The organism is Serinicoccus marinus DSM 15273 (genome assembly GCF_008386315.1).
GTDB classification, from domain to species: domain Bacteria; phylum Actinomycetota; class Actinomycetes; order Actinomycetales; family Dermatophilaceae; genus Ornithinicoccus; species Ornithinicoccus marinus.
The window spans coordinates 70,885-88,492 of sequence record NZ_CP043808.1; the positions used below are offsets into that span (position 1 = coordinate 70,885).

Consider the following 17,608-nt stretch of genomic DNA (forward strand, 5'->3'; position numbering starts at 1 on the left):
CAGTTGGGATCGATGACGGGCCCGAGTGGACCCACGACGCGCGCCCGGAGGAGGCGCCGTTTACGCTTGTCCTCTGGGATTCACCGACCGCAAGGGAGCTCAGATGACCGATGTGGTCCAGGATCTGGTCGTCCTCGTGGACGAGGACGGCCGCGCCCTCGGCACGGCCCCGCGGCAGGGCGTCCACACCGCGTCGACCCCACGGCACCGCGCCTTCTCGCTCTATCTCTTCGACGAGCAGGGGCGGGTGCTGCTCACCCGGCGGGCGCTGTCCAAGCGGACCTGGCCGGGCGTCTGGACCAACGCCTGCTGCGGCCACCCCCGGCCGGACGAGTCCGACGGGGCCGCGGTGCGCCGGCGGCTGCAGGAGGAGCTGGGCGTCGACGTCACCGACCTCCAGCTCGCCCTGCCCACGTTCGCCTACCGCGCGACGGACGCGAGCGGGATCGTCGAGAACGAGGTCTGCCCGGTCTTCGCCGGACGGGTGAGCGGCGAGCTCCTCCCCGACCCGGCGGAGGTGGCCGAGCACCTCTGGGTCGAGTGGGACGACCTGGTCGCGGGCGTGCGCGCCCTCCCCGGGGTCTACAGCCCGTGGGCGGCCGAGCAGGTGCCCCTGCTGGAGTCCGAGCGCCTCCGGCTGCCGCTGCGACCGGGCTCCCCGGCGGATGCTCGGGCCACGGGTGGCGCGGAGCCGCGCGGCACCCTCGACCGGGTCGAGGCGCTCATCGGGGATGAGTGCTCCTGGACCGACCAGATGTGGTCGACCCTCGCCCCGAGCGGGCCGGTCGACCTGATCGCCGACGAGCCGGGCGACCTGCCGAGCTGGCTGCGCGCCGTGCTCACCCACGGCGGCAAGCGACTGCGGCCGCGCATGGGCCATTGGGGCTTCGTCGCCGCCGGGGGGCGCCTCGGCTCCCGCTCCCACGACGACCTCGTGCGGGCGGCCGCCGCCCTGGAGATGCTCCACGCCTTCGCGCTCATCCACGACGACGTCATGGACCAGTCGTCCACCCGGCGGGGCGCGCCTGCCGCCCACGTCGTGGCGGCGAAGAGGCACCGGCAGGGCGGTGGTCAGGGGCGCGCGGAGCGGTTCGGCGAGAACATCGCGATCCTCCTCGGTGACCTCGCGCACTCCCTGGCCGACCGCCTCGTGAACCCCCTCCCGAGCACGATGCGCGACTACTGGTACGAGCTGAACCTGGAGCTCATCGCCGGGCAGCGCGGCGACCTGACCGGCTCCGCGGCGGGCCGGCGGGACCTGGCCCACGCCGAGGCCGTCGCGGCCCTGAAGTCCGGCGCCTACACCATCGAGCGACCGCTGCAGCTCGGCTCGCTGGCCGCCGTCGCCGACGGGGAGCAGCGCGAGGCGCTCTCGGCCTACGGTCGGCACCTGGGCCGCGCCTTCGCCTGGCGCGACGACATCCTCGGGGTGTGGGGCGAGCCGGAGCGGACGGGCAAGCCCAGCGGCGACGACCTGCGCGAGGGCAAGACCACGCTCATCTGGGTGCTGGGGTCCGAGCGGCTGACCGGTGCGGCGGCCGACGCGATGGCCCGGGTCGGCACCGACCAGGCCCGCGCCGAGGACGTCGCGGTGCTGCAGGACGCCCTGGAGTCGGCCGGCGTCCGGCAGGACCTGGAGACGAGGATCCGCGAGGAGGTCGAGGCCGCCGAGGCGGCGCTCCGGCCGGGCCTGCTCACCGAGGAGGGCATCGCCGGTCTGCGCGACGAGGCCCGCGCGATCGCCTGGAGGGACGCATGAGCCACATCGTCGTCGTCGGGGCAGGCCTCGCCGGTCTGGCCGCAGCCTGCCACCTGGTCGGGGACGGGCACCGGGTCACCGTCGTCGAGCGCGAGGACGTCCCGGGCGGGCGGGCCGGCCGGCTCACCCAGGACGGCTTCACCTTCGACACCGGGCCGACCGTGCTGACGATGCCGGACCTCATCGACCGACCCCTGCGTGCCGCCGGGTCGAGCCTCGCGGAGCGGCTGGAGCTGAGGCTCCTGGACCCGGCATACCGCGGCTTCTTCGCCGACGGGTCCACGCTCGACGTCCGCCACGGCCACGCCGGGATGCGCGAGGAGATCCACCGCGAGTGCGGCAGCGTCGACGCCGCGGCCTTCGACGAGTTCGTCGGCTGGCTGCGCCGGCTCTACCTCGCCGAGATGCCGCACTTCATCGACCGCAACTTCGACCGCCCCACCGACCTGCTGGCCCGCCCCCGCGCCGCCGCGCAGCTGCTGGGCATGGGTGGCTTCGGCCGGCTCGGCCCGATGATCCGCCGCCGCTTCTCCGACGAGCGGCTGCACCGGCTCTTCTCCTTCCAGGCGATGTATGCCGGGCTCGCCCCGGACGAGGCGCTGTCGATCTACGCGGTCATCACCTACATGGACTCCATCGAGGGCGTCTTCTTCCCGCGCGGCGGGATGCGCGCGGTCCCCGACGCGCTCGCCGGGGCCGCGGCCGACGCCGGTGCGCAGTTCCGCTACGGCACCTCGGTGACCTCGCTGCTGCGCGACTCGGCGGGTCGGGTGCGCGGCGTGGCCACCGACGACGGCGAGCACGTCGCCGCCGACGCGGTGGTGGCCACCGTGGACCTGCCCAGCGTCTACCGCTGGTGGCTCCCGGACGTGCGCCCACCGCGTGCCGTGAGCGGGCTGCTGGGCGGGCGCTACTCGCCCTCCTGCGTGGTGTGGCACGTCGGGGTCGAGGGCGTGCCCGAGGGCAAGGGGCACCACAACATCCACTTCGGGCATGAGTGGTCCGGCGCCTTCGACGACCTGCTGAAGCGGGGCACCCTCATGGGCGACCCCTCCCGGCTGGTGACCGTGCACTCGCTCGACGACGAGGAGGCCGCCCCGGAGGGCCACAGCACGCTCTACGTCCTGGAGCCGACGCCCAACCTCGAGGTCGGCTCGGTCGACTGGGAGCGGGAGTCTACCCGCGACATGATGCGCGAGCGGCTGCTGACCTTCCTCGACGAGGCGGGCTACCCCACCGGTGTCGTCACCGAGCAGCTCGTCACCCCGGCGGACTGGCAGGCGCAGGGCATGGCCGCCGGCACGCCGTTCGCGCTGGCCCACACCTTCCCGCAGACCGGACCGTTCCGGCCGAACAACATCGACCGGCGGGTGCCCGGCCTCGTCTTCGCCGGCTCCGGCACGGTGCCGGGTGTCGGGGTGCCGATGGTCCTCCCCTCCGGCCGGCTCGCGGCCGAGCGGGTGCGTCAGCTCGTCGGCTGACAGCAGTCGTCACCGGCCGAGCCGCAGGCCCTCCCACGGGGCGCCGAAGGTGGCGCGCACCAGCTCGACGCGGCCGTGCCCGGGCATCGCGGAGAACATCTGCCACATCGCGCCCAGCAGCTCCGGGGCACCGCTGGTGCGGGACATGAAGGCGCGCTGCCGGTGCGGCCCGAGCCGGCCGAAGGCCTCGAAGAGCTCGAGCGTGCCGTCGGTGTCCAACCGCAGTAGTGCCCGCAACCCCAGCTCGCGCACCACGTCGGCCGGCCCGGCCACGTCGACCTGGTGCGCTCGCTCCCCGGCTGCGAGCTGCGCGGCGAGGGTGCGGGCGCGGGCCAGCGAGGACGCGACCGAGTAGCCGGTGACCGGGTGCCCCCCGCGTCCCGCCACGCCCAGGGCCACCGTGCCCTCGGGGGCTGGCGCGTCGCGTCCGCGCATCGGGATGCGCACCACCTCGCGGCTCCGCGGTTCGTCCAGGGCGTCCATCGCGACGCCCCGGGCCCGCAGCCGGTGCTGCAGCCGGTCCCGGAGCTGGGCGACGGGCATACCGGGTGCTGCCGCCAGGCAGGTCTCCTCCATCAGCACCTCCTGCGGCCCGAGCGGGATGGCGTAGAGGAAGGTCGGGACCCCGCCGGGGCTGGGGTGGGGCGACCAGTCGGTGCGCCAGTCCATGAGCAGCGCCTCGGCCCCGTCCAGGGCCGGGACGGCCACCTCGCTCGGGACCACGACGCCGTAGGCCGTCTGCGCGGCGGCGGGGTCGTCCGGCACGTGACCCGCGGGGCGGGCGCCCCGGGCGTCGACCACCACCCGGGCCCGCCCGCGCAGGCCCGTCATCTCCACATCCGTCAGACGGGCCCGCTCGACGGTGGCTCCTTCCAGCGGCAGGGTCCGCTGCAGCTCGGCGTTGTCCAGCACCACGTAGGCCCGGTCCAACCGGTGCCGGCCCCGGCTGCGCAGCTCGGGCTGCGCGACGCGGTGCCGGACGACCGCCGTTGGGAGGTGGCTCAGCTCGTCCTCCCAGACGCCGTAGGTCGGACGCCACACCGCATCGGGGCGGGGGTCGACCGCCAGCACGTCCAGCCCCCGGTCCACGCAGTGGGACGCGAGGGCGCGCCCGGCCGGCCCCAGGCCGACGATCGCGACGTCGTGCACCGCCTCACCTCCGTCCCCGAGCCTATCCGCCGGTAGGCTGGGGACATGGCGCGACGGGGCACGGAGGCTGCGGACCCGGTCCTGGCGGAGGGCTACGCGGAGTGCGAGCGGCTGACCCGTCGCCACGGCACGACCTACTACTGGGGTGCCCGCCTGCTGCCGCCCGGGCAACGCGTCGACGTCTACGCCGTGTATGCCCTGTGCCGGCTGGCCGACGACATCGTCGACGAGCCCGAGACGGTCCGGGTCCCGGTGCCACCCGACCCCGACCCGGGGGTCAGGCTGCGCCGCTTCGAGGAGCTGTTCACCTCGGCGCTGGCGCAGGGGGGATCGAGCGACCCGGTGATGGCGGCCGTGGCGGACAGCCTGCGCCGGCGCGGCACCGACCCCGAGTGCTTCGACCGTTTCTTCCGGGCGATGGAGCTCGACCTCACCCGCGAGACGTGGGCCAGCTGGGAGGAGCTGCGGGACGGCTACATGGAGGGCTCGGCCGCGGTCATCGGCGAGATGATGCTGCCGGTCCTCGAGCCCACCACCCCGGCCGCGAAGGCCCCCGCGCGCTCCCTGGGGCTCGCCTTCCAGCTCACCAACTTCCTGCGCGACGTCGGCGAGGACCTCGACCGGGGGAGGGTCTACCTCCCCCAGGACGATCTCGCGCGGCACGGCGCCGACCCGCACCAGCGAGCCGTGACGCCGGCCTGGCGGGCGATGATGGCCGAGCAGATCGCCCGCAACCGGGAGCTCTACGCCGACGCCTCCCGCGGCGTCGCCATGCTGCCGCCCCGGGGCGCCCGGTGCGTGGCCACCGCGCTGCGGATGTACTCCCTCATCCTGGACCGGATCGAGGCGGCCGACTACGACGTCTTCACCGCGCGCCGCCGGGTGCCCCGGCGGACGAAGGTGGCGATCCTGACCGACGTGCTGGGACGCGGTCCGCTGCACCGCCTCCCCGGCCCGGTGGGGGCGTGAGCCGGATGGCGCTGCGCCTGCCCGCAGGGATGCCGCACCCGCACCTCGTCGTGCTGCGCACGCTCGCGACGCTGGCGCTGAGCGCCGTCGTCGCCCAGGCCGGCTGGGCAGCGGCCTTCCTCGGCGGGCAGGGCCAGTACGTCGGCTACCACCGCGTCGGGGCCTGGGTGACCGCAGGCGTCGTGGTGCTGACGGCGGTCGGCTACCTGGTGCTGCGGCGGTCAGCCGGTCCGGTCAACCTCTCCCTCGCCCTGCTCCTGGCGCTCGCGGTCGTCGTGCAGGTCACGCTGGGACGTGCCGGGGCCGCCTCGGCGCACATCTTCCTGGGGGTGCTCATCGCCATGGTGGCGACCGCGCTCACCTCCTGGACGTATCGTCACTCGCTGTCGGACGGTGAGGACGACCCGGTCGACAGGTCGAGACCGCGCAGCCAGTAGCCCTCGATGAGGTGGTCCCAGCCGAGCTCGGGCTGCTGCGCGACGCGGGGCCGGTGCGCCAGGAGCCGCACCAGCAGCGCGTCCGTCTCGAGCAGGGCCAGCGGCTGACCAGGGCACTTGTGCTCGCCGTCACCGAAGGCCAGTCCCGACCCGCCCGTGCCGCGGGGCATCGCCCGGCCCGGGCACAGGCCCATCGGTGCCGCACCGACGGCCTCTTCGTCGGTGTTGGTGGCGCGGACGCAGACGTCGACGAGGTCGCCGGCCGGGATCGTCCAGGTGTCGTCCCCGTCACGGATCTCGACCGGCTCCTGCACCCGGCGGTAGAGGTGGCCCACCACCGGCTCCAGCCGGATGATCTCCTCGAGCATCTCGAGCCGGGCGGGCTGGTCCGCGGCGAGATAGGTCTCCAGCAGGTCGGGGTCCTCCAGCAGGTGCCAGGCGGCCATGACGATGAACTCCCGCGTGGTGACCATCCCCGCCGTCCCGTAGGTGACGCACTCCACGAGGATGCTGGCGGGGCTGTAGCCCTCCGCCAGCAGGTGGCTGACGATGTCGGTCCGGGGGGTGCGGCGCCGGGACCGCACGGCCGGCCGCACGTCGGACCACCAGAAGCGCAGCACGGGCCACAACCCGTTGCGCGCGGCCCGGGCCCAGGCCCGGCGGGAGCGGCCCAGGTCGGCCCGGGTGATGTCGAAGGGCGGCTGGTTGAAGAAGCTCACCAGGCGGCGTGACATCGCGGGGACCGGGGACTCGGTCAGGCCGACCAGCTCGGCCGTCACCTCGACGGTGTAGTGCAGCGCGGCCTCGTCCAGCCGCACCCGACCCTCCTCGAGGAAGGTCGCCACGAGCCGGTCGGCGCACCGGGCCATCGTGGCGCCGTAGCGGTCGGCGACCACCGCAGGGGCCAGGAACCGGGCGACCTTGCGGCGTTGCTCGTCGTGCTGCGGCCCGTCGGAGACGAGGATCGGGTGGTGCTCCAGGCGGCCGCGCGGGATCGCCTCGGCCGTGAAGCCCGCCTGCGTGGTGCGGTGGCGTGCCCGCAGCAGCTGGCGGGCCGGCGCCAGCGCGCGCAGCCGCCAGACGGTGCTGACACCCTGCTGTCCGCCGGCGTCGACCCGCTCGACCCGCGGGCGGGTGGCCTCGTCGGGCCGCTGCGCCCGGCGGGCGTCCGGCCCCGGGCTCACCTCACGCCACCGTCCGGCCCGGCCGGCGTCTCAGCAGTCCCTGGAGCGGCACGGTCCAGAGGTCCTCGCCCCGGACGCCCCACCCGGAGAGCAGCTCGTTCGCCGCCAGCACCCCGGTGACCGCCGCGCGCTCCATGAGGGCGATGGGCCACGCGGTGCGCAGGCCGTCACCGGCGAGCACGAGCCCGGGGTAGGGGGTGTCCACCGTGAGCCGGTCCCGCCACGGCCCGGTGCTGACCAGCCCGCAGTCGTCCTCGACCAGGAGCTCCTCGTGCAGCACGACCGCGTCCGCGGTCTCGGGGTAGACCTGGTGCAGGGAGCTGACCAGCCGCTCCCGGACGGCCTGCTCGTCCAGCCCGCAGCGTCCCTGCCCGGCGACACCCTCGTCCCGAGCCGGGTCGACGGCATACCCGTGCAGCTCCACGACCGAACCGGCGTGCTCCTGCGCCCAGACCTCCGCGCCGCGCTCGAAACGCTCCAGGACCGTGATGTTGTCCAGCAGGTCGTAGCCGCTGGTCCCGAGGAAGGCCTCGCGACCGGCCTCGACCGGGCGGTCCAGCCACAGCCGCAGCACGGCGAAGGGTGGCGCGTTGCGCCCGGCCGCGACGCGCTCGTGCCAGGAACGGGTCGCCTCGTCCGTCGTCGCCGCCGACGCGGCCCACGGCTGCACCAGGTGCCGGGTCGCGCGGGGGTCGGTCGCGAGCACGACCGCGTCGGCGGTATGCCGCTCGCCCGCCACCTCGACGTCCCAGCCGCCTTCCGGCCGCTGCTCCAGCGCCTCCACCCGCTCGCCGGTCCGCACCTGCGCACCGTGCTGCTCGAGGTAGCGGCACAGGGGGGCCCAGAGGGCGGTGTCGTAGTCGTCGTCGGGCACGTCGAAGATCAGGCCCTCGGAGGAGCCGGTGAAGTAGGTGTGGAACATCCCGACGAGCTCGCCGGCGCCGAACTCCGAGGGGTGGGCGAAGAAGGACCGCGCGAAGACCTCCAGCGCGAGGTGGCGGGCGCCCTCCGGGAAGCGCAGCCGGTCCAGGAAGTCGGCCGCGGACTCACCGTCGTAGCGCTCGTGGCTCTCCGGGTAGGACGTGCTGATGAGCTCCAGCGCGCTCGGCAGGTGGGTGCACGTCGGCGAGCCGGTGACGGGGAAGGTGGGGCTGCGCAGCACGAAGGCCGCCAGGTTGGCGGGGGGTGAGGCCGGCAGGGCGGCGAAGCTGTCGGTGAGCCCGTCGCCGCGGCGCAGCGGGTAGTCGGGTACGGGCACGAGCCGCTCACCCCGCGGGTCGACCCGCCGCAGCAGCGCCCGCAGGGTGTAGTACTGCCGGAAGAAGGCGTGGAAGCCGCGCGACATGGTGCGCCCGTCGCCCACCGGCCAGGACCTGACCCGTCCGCCGAGGCTCTCCTGCGCCTCGACCAGGGTGACCCGCGCGCCGCGCTCGACGAGCGTCACGGCGGCGGCGATCCCGGCGATGCCGCCTCCCACGACGACCACGTCCTGGTCCGTCGTCAGCCGGGCTGCTCCCGGGGCGGCGCGGTGCAGCTGAGCGCGGCGGTCCCGTCCCGGCACGAGGCCCGGGCGCGTGCCGCTCACGAGAGCCCTCCCTCCTGCTGCGGGCGACGGGCCAGCAGGGTGTGCAGGATCCCGCGCTGCCAGCCACCGGCCGTGCTCCAGGACAGGTCCACGAAGCCCGCCCGCCGGACCCGGTCCTCCAGGACGGCGGTGCTGTCGTTGTCGAGCACGCTGCGCCACAGGTAGCGGTAGATGGCCGGATGACCACCGGTCACGGTGGCGAGCGGCGTCACCATCCCACGGCAGACAGCGGTCCAGGTGCGTTCGGCCCGGGCGTCCCCGGTCACGTGGTAGTCCTGCAGCGCGACCCATCCGCCGGGACGCACCTGCTCCAGGACCGAGCGCAGCACCGCGTCCCGCTGCTCCTCGGGCACGTTGCGCAGGAGGTATGCCGCGAAGGCGCCGTCCGCCGGGCGACCGAGCTCCTCGGCGGCGATGGCGGGCAGCTGCTGCGCGGTGGCGTGCACGAAGCTCACCCCGGCGGGCCAGTCTTTCTCCCGCGCCTGCCGCAGCATGCCGGCCGAGGCGTCCAGCCCGACGATCCTGACCTGCGGGCCGGTGGAGCGAAGGAGGGCCTGCGTGGACAGGCCCGAGCCGCAGCCGAGGTCCCAGAGGGTCAGGGGCGCCTGGTCGGCGCTGCTGAGCGCGGCGCCGGGGACCTCGAGCCGCGAGACGAGCCCACGGGCCGCGAGCCGTAGGGCACGGTGGTAGCCCGGGTTGAGCCGGGTCAGCAGGTCGTAGCGCGGGGCCGCCCGGTCGAAGGCCTCGTCGAGCTGGTCGACCTCATCCTCCTGCGGTGACGTCGGGCTGCCGGTGAGGCTGGGCGAGGGCGGGTCGTTGAGGCGGTCCACAGCACCAGCGTAGGTGAGGGTATGTCCTGACCAGCAGGGGACAGATGTCATGGCGCCTCCGGAGGGTCGCGCCCTAGCGTGGCCCCATGATCGATCCCGTGCTCCGCGTGACCGGCCTGCGACGCTGCTTCGGCACGCACGTCGCGGTCGACGACATCAGCCTCGACATCAGGCCCGGTGAGACGTTGGGGTTGCTCGGCCCGAACGGCGCCGGCAAGACGACCACCATCTCGATGATCGTCGGGCTCCTCGTCCCGGACGCGGGTTCGGTCGAGGTGGCCGGCGTGAGCATGGGCGGGCACCCCATCCGGGCCAAGCGGAGCATCGGGTTGGTGCCCCAGGACCTGGCGATCTATCCCGAGCTGTCCGCGCGCGACAACCTGCTCTACTTCGGTCGGCTCCAGGGGTTGTCCGGCGCCCGCCTCAAGGAGCGTGTGGCCCACGTCCTGGAGGTGGTGGGTCTCGGCGACCGCTCGCGGGGGCCGAGCAAGACCTTCTCCGGGGGCATGAAGCGCCGGCTCAACATCGCCGTCGGGCTCCTGCACGAGCCGGCGCTGCTCGTGCTGGACGAGCCGACCGTGGGCGTCGACCCGCAGTCGCGGCACGCGATCCTCACCTCCGTGGAGCAGCTGTCCACCGCGGGGATGGCGGTCCTGTACACGACGCACTACATGGAGGAGGCAGAGCGGCTCTGCGACCGGATCGCGATCGTCGACGACGGTGCGGTGCGGGCCGAGGGCACGCGGGAGGAGCTGGTCGACCTGGTCGGCGGAACCGACACGGTGATCTTGACCGGGAGCGGGCAGCTCGGGGAGGCCGCGCTCGCGCTCGCCTCGCTGCCCGTCGTCGACCAGGTGCACGAGAGCCCCACCGCGCTGCGTCTCGTGGTGCGGCGGGAGCCGGGGTCGATCAGCGACATCGTGGCCGCGGGGAGCGAGGCGGGGATGACGCTGTCCGACGTCGAGATCACCCGTCCCGACCTCGAGTCGGTCTTCCTCCACCTCACCGGCAAGGCCCTGCGGGACTGACCATGCGCCGACTCCTCGTCATGGTCGCGAGCGACCTGCGGCAGCAGGTGCTCGACAAGTCCTTCTTCATCTTCGGTCTAGCGGTCCCGCTGGCCCTCATGTGGGTGTTCTCCCTGATCTTCACCCCGCTCGCCGACGACCTCGACCCCGTCAGGGTGGCGGTCAGCGCGCCCGCTGGTGACGACCTGGCCGCGGTCGTCTCGAGGACGCTAAAGGGGATCGACCCCGAGCAGCTGGAGGTGACGGTGCGTGACGTCGGCCCCGAGGAGGCCACCGAGCTCGTGGCCGACGGGCAGGCGGGTGCGGCCGTCGTCCTGCCGGACGGTTTCGGCCGGTCCCTCCGGGAGGGTCGGGCGCCGGAGGTGGTGGTGCACCGGCCGTCGGGCGCCGGCCTCGAGGCAGACGTCGTCACCAGCGTCGTCGACGGGGTGCTGGACCAGCTCACCGCCACCGCCCGGTCGGCGCGGGCCGCGGACGAGCTCGGGGTCGACCCGGAGCGTCTGGGCGGCCGAGCTGCGGGACACGAGCGGTCCCGCGGTGGTCTGGACCCCCGGCCGCACGGCCGACGAGCAGCTCAGCCCGGGAGGCTCGATCGTGGCGGGGCAGGCCGGCTTCTTCCTGCTCTTCACCGTCGGCTTCGGCGTGCTCGGGATCGTCGTGGAGCGGGAGTGGGGGACGCTGGCGCGTGTCCTCTCGACGCCGATACCCCGCTGGTGGGTGCCGCTCTCCAAGGGGTTGTCGAGCTGGGTGCTCGGGGTGGTCGCCACGCTCGCCCTCCTCACGGCCGGGTCGCTGCTCCTCGACGACGTGGACCTCGGCTCACCGCCCGTCGTGGCCGTGCTCGTGGCGGCGGTGGTGGCCGCCGCCACCTCGATCAGCTTCGTCGTGGTCCGGGTCGCCGGCACCGCGGAGCAGGCCGGGATCGCGCAGACCATCGTCGCGATCACGCTGGGAATGAGCGGTGGCGCCTTCTTCCGGGTGCCCTCGACCGGCACCCTCGGGCAGCTGCTCCAGCTCAACCCGGTGGCCGCGCTGGGGCGGGGTCTGGGGATCACGGCCGGCGGCGGTGGGGTGACGGCGCTCGGGCCCACCCTGCTCACGCTGCTCGTGTTCACCGTGGTGATGCTGCTGCTCGCGCGGGTCCTGCCCGGACGGAGGGAGCTGGTATGAGGGTGCTCACGATCGCGGCCGTCGAGCTCCGGCGGTTCTTCGCCGACCGCTCCAACCTCTTCTTCGTCTTCATCTTCCCGCTCGCGATGGTGGCTGTCATCGGCTGGCAGTTCGGCGGCGAGAGCGGTGGCGGGGCGGTCGCGGTGCACGCCGGGGACACCCCCGCCCGCGCGGCCCTGGTCGACCGGTGGGAGGAGGGCGAGCTCGAGGTCACGCTGCTGGACGACGGCGCGCAGCTGCGGCAGCAGGTGGCGGCCGGTGACGTCGAGGTCGGTGTGCTCGTCCCGGCCGCGGCGGCCGAGGCCTACGACCGGGGAGAGCCGATGTCCCTGGAGATCGTGCAGGGCACGTCGTCCGGGGCCCCGGCCGTCGCCGAGGTGGTGCGCACTCAGGCGGAGACGGTGGCGGTCGAGGCGGCCCAGGTCGCCCTCGTCTCCCGGGTCGCCGAGCGCGACGCGGCGCAGGAGGCGCTGCGGGTTGCGACCCGGGCGCTGCCGGCGCCACGGCTGCTGGTGCAGGAGCCGGAGGACCCGCTGGCCCAGGAGTTCGCCGGAGCGGGACGCTTCGGCACCGGGGCGGCGGGACAGCTGCTGCTCTCTTCGTCTTCCTCAGCACGCTCAGCGCGTCGGCCACCCTCATCAAGGCGCGACGCGACGGCGTCGTCCGCCGCACGATGAGCGCTCCGCTGACCGGGACGGAGGTGGTCGCCGGCCTGGCCCTCGGGCGGGTGGCGATCGCGCTGACGCAGGGCGGCTACATCATGGTCGCCAGCTCGCTCCTCTTCGGCGTGGACTGGGGACACCTCTGGTCCGCCCTGCTGGTCATGCTCGTCTTCGCCGTGGTCGCAGCGGGGGTGGCCCTCGTCATCGGCGTCCTGGTCGACTCCGAGGGTGCGGCCAGCGGGCTGTCGGTCGGTGCCGGGCTGGTGATCGGCGCGATCGGTGGGTGCATGGTGCCCCTCGAGCTCTACCCCGACCGGTTGCGCGCGCTGGCGCACCTCACCCCGCACGCGTGGGCCTACGACGCGCTCGCCGACATCCAGCGGCGCGGGGCGGCCGTGCCGGACGTCCTCCTCGAGCTGGGCGTCCTGGTCGCCATGGCCCTCCTCGTGCTCAGCCTGGCCACGCTCCTGCTGCGCCGCAGCCTGGCCCGGGCGATGTGAGGCGCGCGAGGGCCCGGGGCCGGCGGTCGAGCCCTGTAGGGTGGCGGTGCGCCACGGACGAGCACGAGGGGTCCGTCCGCCGGGTCACGGCCGAGTGGGGCAAGGGCGCGGATCATCGACGAGAGGGAGCACCATCATGGCCAGGCACCGCCACATCACCACGCTCGCGCTCTCCGGCCTCCTGGTCGGCGGCCTGACCGCCTGCGGTGGTGGGGACGAGCCGGCCGCCACCGAGACGGAGTCGGCGCAGGAGAGCAGCGCGCAGGAGACCGGGTCCTCGGAGGAGGAGTCCGCCACCGAGGAGACGACGGAGGAGAGCTCGCAGGAGGAGACGAGCGAGGAGTCCGGCGGCGAGGCCTCCGGCGTCCCGCCGCTGGAGGAGCTGTGGCCGACCGTCATCGACAACGCCAACTCGGCCGAGTCTATGACGACGACCATCGCGGGCTCCGACGGGGAGATGACGATCGACGCCACCCTCACCGGGCAGCTCGACGACTCCAACTTCCAGGTGGAGGCCACCATCGACGGCGGCGAGGTGTCGATCATCGCCGTGGAGGAGACCTACTACCTCAACGGTGACGAGTCCTTCTGGACGATGGCCGGTGGCGAGGCCCAGGCGGGCACCCTGGCCGGGCAGTGGATCGAGGCACCGCCGGAGATGGGAATCGGTGACAGCTTCTCGCTGTCGACCCTGTGGGAGGAGTTCTTCGGGGAGGTCCCGACGGACGCCAGCGACCTGCAGACCTCGACCGCCGAGATGGGCGAGGTCGACGGGATGGAGGCCTACCACTACGTCGTCGAGAGCGACGAGGCCGAGATCTGGGTGTCCGCCGACGGGGAGGACAACCTGCTCCGCGTCGTCATCGCCGATGGCGCCGAAGCCGGCGACGACCTCGAGATGAACATCCGCGACTGGAACGACGCGCCGCAGGTCGAGGCCCCGCAGGACGCGGTCCCGATCGAGGAGCTCATGGGCTCGCAGGGCTGACGTCCAGGTCCTCACCCGCCACCGCGGCCCCGCTGAACTGGGCCGCGTGCAGCCGGGCGTAGGGCCCGCCCGCGTCCACCAGCTCGTCATGGGTGCCCTGCTCCACGATCTGGCCCGACTCCATCACGAGGATGAGGTCGGCGTCACGGATCGTCGAGAGCCGGTGCGCGATGACGAAGCTGGTACGGTCCGCCCGCAGCCGGGCCATCGCCTCCTGCACCAGCAGCTCGGTGCGGGTGTCGACCGAGCTGGTCGCCTCGTCGAGGATGAGCAGCGAGGGCTGGGCGACGAAGGCCCGGGCGATGGTGATGAGCTGCTTTTCCCCGACGGACACGGCACCGGCGTCGTCGTCGAGCACGGTGTCGTAGCCGTCGGGCAGGTGCTGCACGAACCGGTCGACGTAGGCCGCCTCGGCGGCCGCGCGGATCTCTTCCTCCTTCGCCCCCGGTCGGCCGTAGGCGATGTTGTCGCGGATGCTGCCCTCGAAGAGCCAGGTGTCCTGGAGGACCATCCCGACCCGGGAGCGCAGGTCGGCCCGCGTCATGGTCGTGATGTCCTGCCCGTCGAGGGTGATGCGTCCGGCGTCCAGCTCGTAGAAGCGCAGCACCAGGTTGACCAGCGTGGTCTTGCCCGCGCCGGTGGGTCCCACGATGGCCACCGTCTGCCCCGGCTCGGCGACGAGCGACAGGTCCTCGATGAGCGGCTCCGACCCGTAGGAGAAGCTCACGTCCTCGAAGGCGATGCGCCCACCGCGGTCCTGCGGAGGGGATGCCGGGTCGGGGGTCTCGGGCACCTGTCGCTGCGCGTCGAGGAGCTCGAAGGTGCGCTCGGCCGACGCCACCCCGGACTGCAGCAGGTTGGCCATCGAGGCGACCTGGGTCACCGGCTGGGTGAACTGGCGCGAGTACTGGATGAACGCCTGCACGCCCCCCAGCGAGAGCGTCCCGGAGGTGACCCGGAGGGCCCCGACGACGGCGACGAGGACGTAGCCGAGGTTCCCGATGAGGAACATCGCCGGCATGATGACGCCGCTGAGGAACTGCGCCCGCCAGGTGACGTCGTAGAGCTGCTCGTTGATCTCCCGCACCCGCTGCCCGACCTGCTCGCGGCGGCCGAACACGGTGACCAGCTCGTGGCCGGTGAAAGTCTCCTCGATCTGCCCGTTGAGCGTCCCGGTGTGGGCCCACTGGGCCTTGAAGAGCTTCTGGCTGCGCCGCGCGATGAGCACCGTGACCAGCACCGACACCGGGACGGACAGGACCGCGATGAGGGTCAGCGCGGGCGAGATCCACAGCATCATCGCCAGGATCGCCACGACGGTGACCAGCGCGTTGAGCAGCTGGCCGAAGGTCTGCTGCAGGGTCTGCTGGAGGTTGTCCAGGTCGTTGGTGACCCGGGAGAGGATCTCCCCGCGGGGGCGACCGTCGAAGTAGGCCAGCGGCAGCTCGTGCAGCTGGTCCTCGGCGTCCGAGCGCAGGTCGCGGACCGTCCGCATGGAGATGCGGTTGACCAGCCGGGTCGAGACCCACATGAGCAGAGCGGAGCCGACGTAGAGCGCGACGACCAGGGCGACCGTCCGCCCCACCGCACCGAAATCGATGCCCTGGCCCGGCACGAGGTACGGCGTGCCCGCCACCAGGTCGGCCATGGTGTCCTGCCCGTCGGCGCGCAGCCCGCGGACCACCGAGTCCACGCTGGCGCCCTCCGGCAGCCGGGCGCCGAGGAACCCGGCGAAGATGTAGTTCGTGGCCCGGCCGAGCACCCGCGGCCCGAGCGTGCTGAGCACGACCGCGACCAGGGTGAGCAGCACGGACAGGGCGACGTAGGCCCGGTAGGGCGCCAGGCGGCCGGCGAGCCGCCGGGCCGAGCCGGCGAAGTCGCTGGCCTTCTCCACGGGGACGGCCGCCCCGTGCGCACCACCCGGTCCGCGACGCGGCGGTGGTGTCGGCTGCCGCTCCTCGGTCTCCTCGCTCACGCCCGCACCTCCCCGCGCTCCTGCGACCGGACGATCTCGGCATACGTCGGGCAGGTGTCGAGCAGCTCGGTATGCGTCCCGAGACCGACCACCCGGCCCTCCTCGAGGACGACGATCTGGTCGGCGTCGGCGATGGTGGACACGCGCTGCGCCACGACGACGACCGTCGCGTCCCGGGTATGCGGGCGCAGGGCGGAGCGCAGCCGTGCGTCGGTCGCGAGGTCGAGCGCCGAGAAGGAGTCGTCGAAGAGGTACACGGAGGGCCGGGCCACGAGCGCCCGCGCGATGCACAGCCGCTGGCGCTGGCCACCGGAGACGTTGCCGCCGCCCTGCGCGATCGGGTGCTCCAGCCCCTCCGGGAAGGCACGGACGAAGTCCTCGGCCTGCGCGACCCGCAACGCCTGCCACAGCTCGTCGTCGGTGGCGTCGGGGTCGCCGAAGCGCAGGTTGCTGGCGACCGTGCCGGAGAAGAGGTAGGGCCGCTGCGGCACCAGGCCCACGCGGGACCACAGCTGCTCCGGCGCGAGGTCGCGGACGTCCACCCCGTCCACCAGCACGGCGCCGCCGCTGACGTCGGCCAGCCGCGGCACGAGCCGAACCAGGGTGGTCTTGCCCGACCCCGTCGCGCCGACGACCGCGGTGGTGGTGCCGGGGCGCGCGACGAGGTCGACGTCGCGCAGGACCGGGTGCTCGGCGCCGGGGTAGGTGAAGGTGACCCCGCGCAGCTCGACCACCCCGCGGGCGTCGTCCCGGGGAGCCTGCGGCCGGGCGGGGGCGACCACGGTCGTGGTGGTGTCCAGCACCGCGCCGATGCGCTCGGCGGACACGGTGGCCCGCGGGATCATCGTGGCCACCATCGTCGCCATCATGATCGACATGAGGATCTGGATGAGGTAGCTGATGTAGGCCGTGAGCCCCCGACCTCCATGGCGCCGGAGGACACCCGCTGGGCCCCGAACCAGATGACGCCCACGCTGGAGAGGTTCATGACGAGCATGACGAACGGGAACATCAGGGCCATGAGGTCGCCGAGGCGCAGCCCGATCCCCGTGAGCTCCTCGTTGGTGCGGGCGAAGCGCTCGCGCTCCTGCGGCTCGCGGGTGAAGGCGCGGATGACCCGGATGCCGGTGATCTGCTCGCGCATGATTCGGTTGACCGCGTCGAGCTGACGCTGGTTGGCCCGGAAGAGCGGCACCATCCGGGTGATGATGACGCCCATCCCCGCGAGCAGCACCGTCACGGCCACCGCGATGAGCGGGGAGAGGCCGACGTCCTGGCGGACCGCCATGACGACCCCGCCGACCGCGGTGATGGGGGCGGCGACCAGCATGACGAGGGTCATGAAGGTCACCTGCTGGACCTGCTGGACGTCGTTGGTGCTGCGGGTGATGAGCGAGGGTGCGCCGAACTCCCCGAGCTCGCGGGAGGAGAAGGTCAGGACCCGCTCCACCACGGCCGCCCGCACGTCGCGGCCGACCCCCATCGCCGTCCTCGCCGCCGCCCAGGTGGCCGCGACCTGCGCGGTCGCCTGCACGGCGCTGACCGCGAGCATGATCCCGCCGACCCGCCAGATGTAGGGCAGGTCGGTCTGCACGATGCCCCGGTCGATGATGTCCGCGTTGAGGCTGGGCAGGTAGAGGCTGGCCAGGGTCGCGACCAGCTGGAGGACCAGCACCGCCACCACCAGTCCGGCGAAGGGCCTCAGGTGCTGGCGCAGGAGACGGATGAGCACCATCTGATTGTGCACCCTGCCGCTGGGCGCGCGCCGTGACCTCACCTGCGGAGGTGAGGTAAAGAGCATACCTGCAGGTCAGAGACCGTTTCCGCAACGTCGGGTATGCCGTCGCCGTGACCACAACGTGACCTGATCGTGACTCTCCACCCCTGGCCA

At 73.5% G+C, this 17,608-nt stretch carries 13 protein-coding genes and 3 pseudogenes; 10 read left to right on the forward strand and 6 right to left on the reverse strand.

Annotation, left to right across the window (positions count from 1 at the left end):
• Nucleotides 1–103: 103 nt before the first annotated feature.
• Both idi and crtI read left to right on the forward strand, forming a co-directional pair.
• A complete protein-coding gene (idi, locus tag FU792_RS18680) occupies nucleotides 104–1,759 on the forward strand; it encodes an isopentenyl-diphosphate Delta-isomerase (RefSeq protein WP_022923400.1) in 1,656 nt (551 codons plus the stop codon).
• Nucleotides 1,756–3,240: a phytoene desaturase family protein gene (crtI, locus tag FU792_RS00360; RefSeq protein ID WP_022923399.1), complete on the forward strand. Its 1,485-nt coding sequence runs from the start codon at nucleotides 1,756–1,758 to the stop codon at nucleotides 3,238–3,240. The genes idi and crtI overlap by 4 nt, the downstream gene beginning before the upstream one ends.
• Nucleotides 3,241–3,249: 9 nt before the next feature.
• On the opposite strand, the gene FU792_RS00365 is transcribed toward crtI, so the two are convergent.
• Nucleotides 3,250–4,389: a lycopene cyclase family protein gene (locus FU792_RS00365; protein ID WP_022923398.1), complete on the reverse strand. Its 1,140-nt coding sequence runs from the start codon at nucleotides 4,387–4,389 to the stop codon at nucleotides 3,250–3,252.
• 45 nt (nucleotides 4,390–4,434) lie between these two features.
• Here FU792_RS00365 and FU792_RS00370 point away from each other — a divergent pair, with 45 nt between their 5' ends.
• The gene (locus tag FU792_RS00370) at nucleotides 4,435–5,358 is read left to right on the forward strand and encodes a phytoene/squalene synthase family protein (RefSeq protein ID WP_022923397.1); all 924 of its coding nucleotides are present in this window, start codon (nucleotides 4,435–4,437) and stop codon (nucleotides 5,356–5,358) included.
• Complete coding sequence (locus tag FU792_RS00375; protein WP_149814445.1) at nucleotides 5,355–5,795, forward strand: hypothetical protein; 441 nt, start codon at nucleotides 5,355–5,357, stop codon at nucleotides 5,793–5,795. Before FU792_RS00370 ends, FU792_RS00375 begins: the two co-directional genes overlap by 4 nt.
• Here FU792_RS00375 and FU792_RS00380 read toward each other — a convergent pair.
• Genes FU792_RS00380 through FU792_RS00390 form a run of 3 tightly spaced genes read right to left on the reverse strand, consistent with a single transcriptional unit; the run spans nucleotide 5,735 to nucleotide 9,394 of the window.
• A complete protein-coding gene (locus FU792_RS00380; protein WP_022923395.1) occupies nucleotides 5,735–6,979 on the reverse strand; it encodes a cytochrome P450 in 1,245 nt (414 codons plus the stop codon). The two genes, FU792_RS00375 and FU792_RS00380, sit on opposite strands and share 61 nt — an antisense overlap.
• A gap of 1 nt (nucleotide 6,980) precedes the next feature.
• A complete protein-coding gene (locus tag FU792_RS00385) occupies nucleotides 6,981–8,564 on the reverse strand; it encodes an FAD-dependent oxidoreductase (RefSeq protein WP_149814446.1) in 1,584 nt (527 codons plus the stop codon).
• A complete protein-coding gene (locus tag FU792_RS00390; protein ID WP_022923393.1) occupies nucleotides 8,561–9,394 on the reverse strand; it encodes a methyltransferase domain-containing protein in 834 nt (277 codons plus the stop codon). The genes FU792_RS00385 and FU792_RS00390 overlap by 4 nt, the downstream gene beginning before the upstream one ends.
• 140 nt (nucleotides 9,395–9,534) lie before the next feature.
• Here FU792_RS00390 and FU792_RS00395 point away from each other — a divergent pair.
• From FU792_RS00395 to FU792_RS00420, 6 genes and pseudogenes are all read left to right on the forward strand, one after another.
• A pseudogene (locus tag FU792_RS00395) lies at nucleotides 9,535–10,422 on the forward strand (ABC transporter ATP-binding protein); the annotation flags it as partial.
• 98 nt (nucleotides 10,423–10,520) lie between these two features.
• Nucleotides 10,521–10,808: pseudogene (locus FU792_RS19010) on the forward strand (hypothetical protein); the annotation flags it as partial.
• Between the two features lie 151 nt (nucleotides 10,809–10,959).
• Nucleotides 10,960–11,592 (forward strand): ABC transporter permease, encoded by a 633-nt coding sequence (locus tag FU792_RS00400; protein ID WP_161600170.1) that lies wholly within the window; start codon nucleotides 10,960–10,962, stop codon nucleotides 11,590–11,592.
• Nucleotides 11,589–12,269, forward strand: a complete 681-nt coding sequence (locus tag FU792_RS00405; protein ID WP_149814448.1) for an ABC transporter permease family protein — start codon at nucleotides 11,589–11,591, stop codon at nucleotides 12,267–12,269. Before FU792_RS00400 ends, FU792_RS00405 begins: the two co-directional genes overlap by 4 nt.
• Nucleotides 12,230–12,754: an ABC transporter permease gene (locus tag FU792_RS00410; RefSeq protein ID WP_238706102.1), complete on the forward strand. Its 525-nt coding sequence runs from the start codon at nucleotides 12,230–12,232 to the stop codon at nucleotides 12,752–12,754. Before FU792_RS00405 ends, FU792_RS00410 begins: the two co-directional genes overlap by 40 nt.
• A 136-nt stretch (nucleotides 12,755–12,890) precedes the next feature.
• Complete coding sequence (locus FU792_RS00420; protein WP_022923389.1) at nucleotides 12,891–13,742, forward strand: LolA-like protein; 852 nt, start codon at nucleotides 12,891–12,893, stop codon at nucleotides 13,740–13,742.
• Here the strand turns inward: FU792_RS00420 and FU792_RS00425 are convergent.
• Nucleotides 13,723–15,717, reverse strand: coding sequence for an ABC transporter ATP-binding protein (locus FU792_RS00425; protein WP_022923388.1), 1,995 nt, complete (start codon nucleotides 15,715–15,717; stop codon nucleotides 13,723–13,725). The two genes, FU792_RS00420 and FU792_RS00425, sit on opposite strands and share 20 nt — an antisense overlap.
• Nucleotides 15,714–17,449: pseudogene (locus FU792_RS00430) on the reverse strand (ABC transporter ATP-binding protein). Before FU792_RS00430 ends, FU792_RS00425 begins: the two are co-directional and overlap by 4 nt.
• Nucleotides 17,450–17,608: the final 159 nt, after the last annotated feature.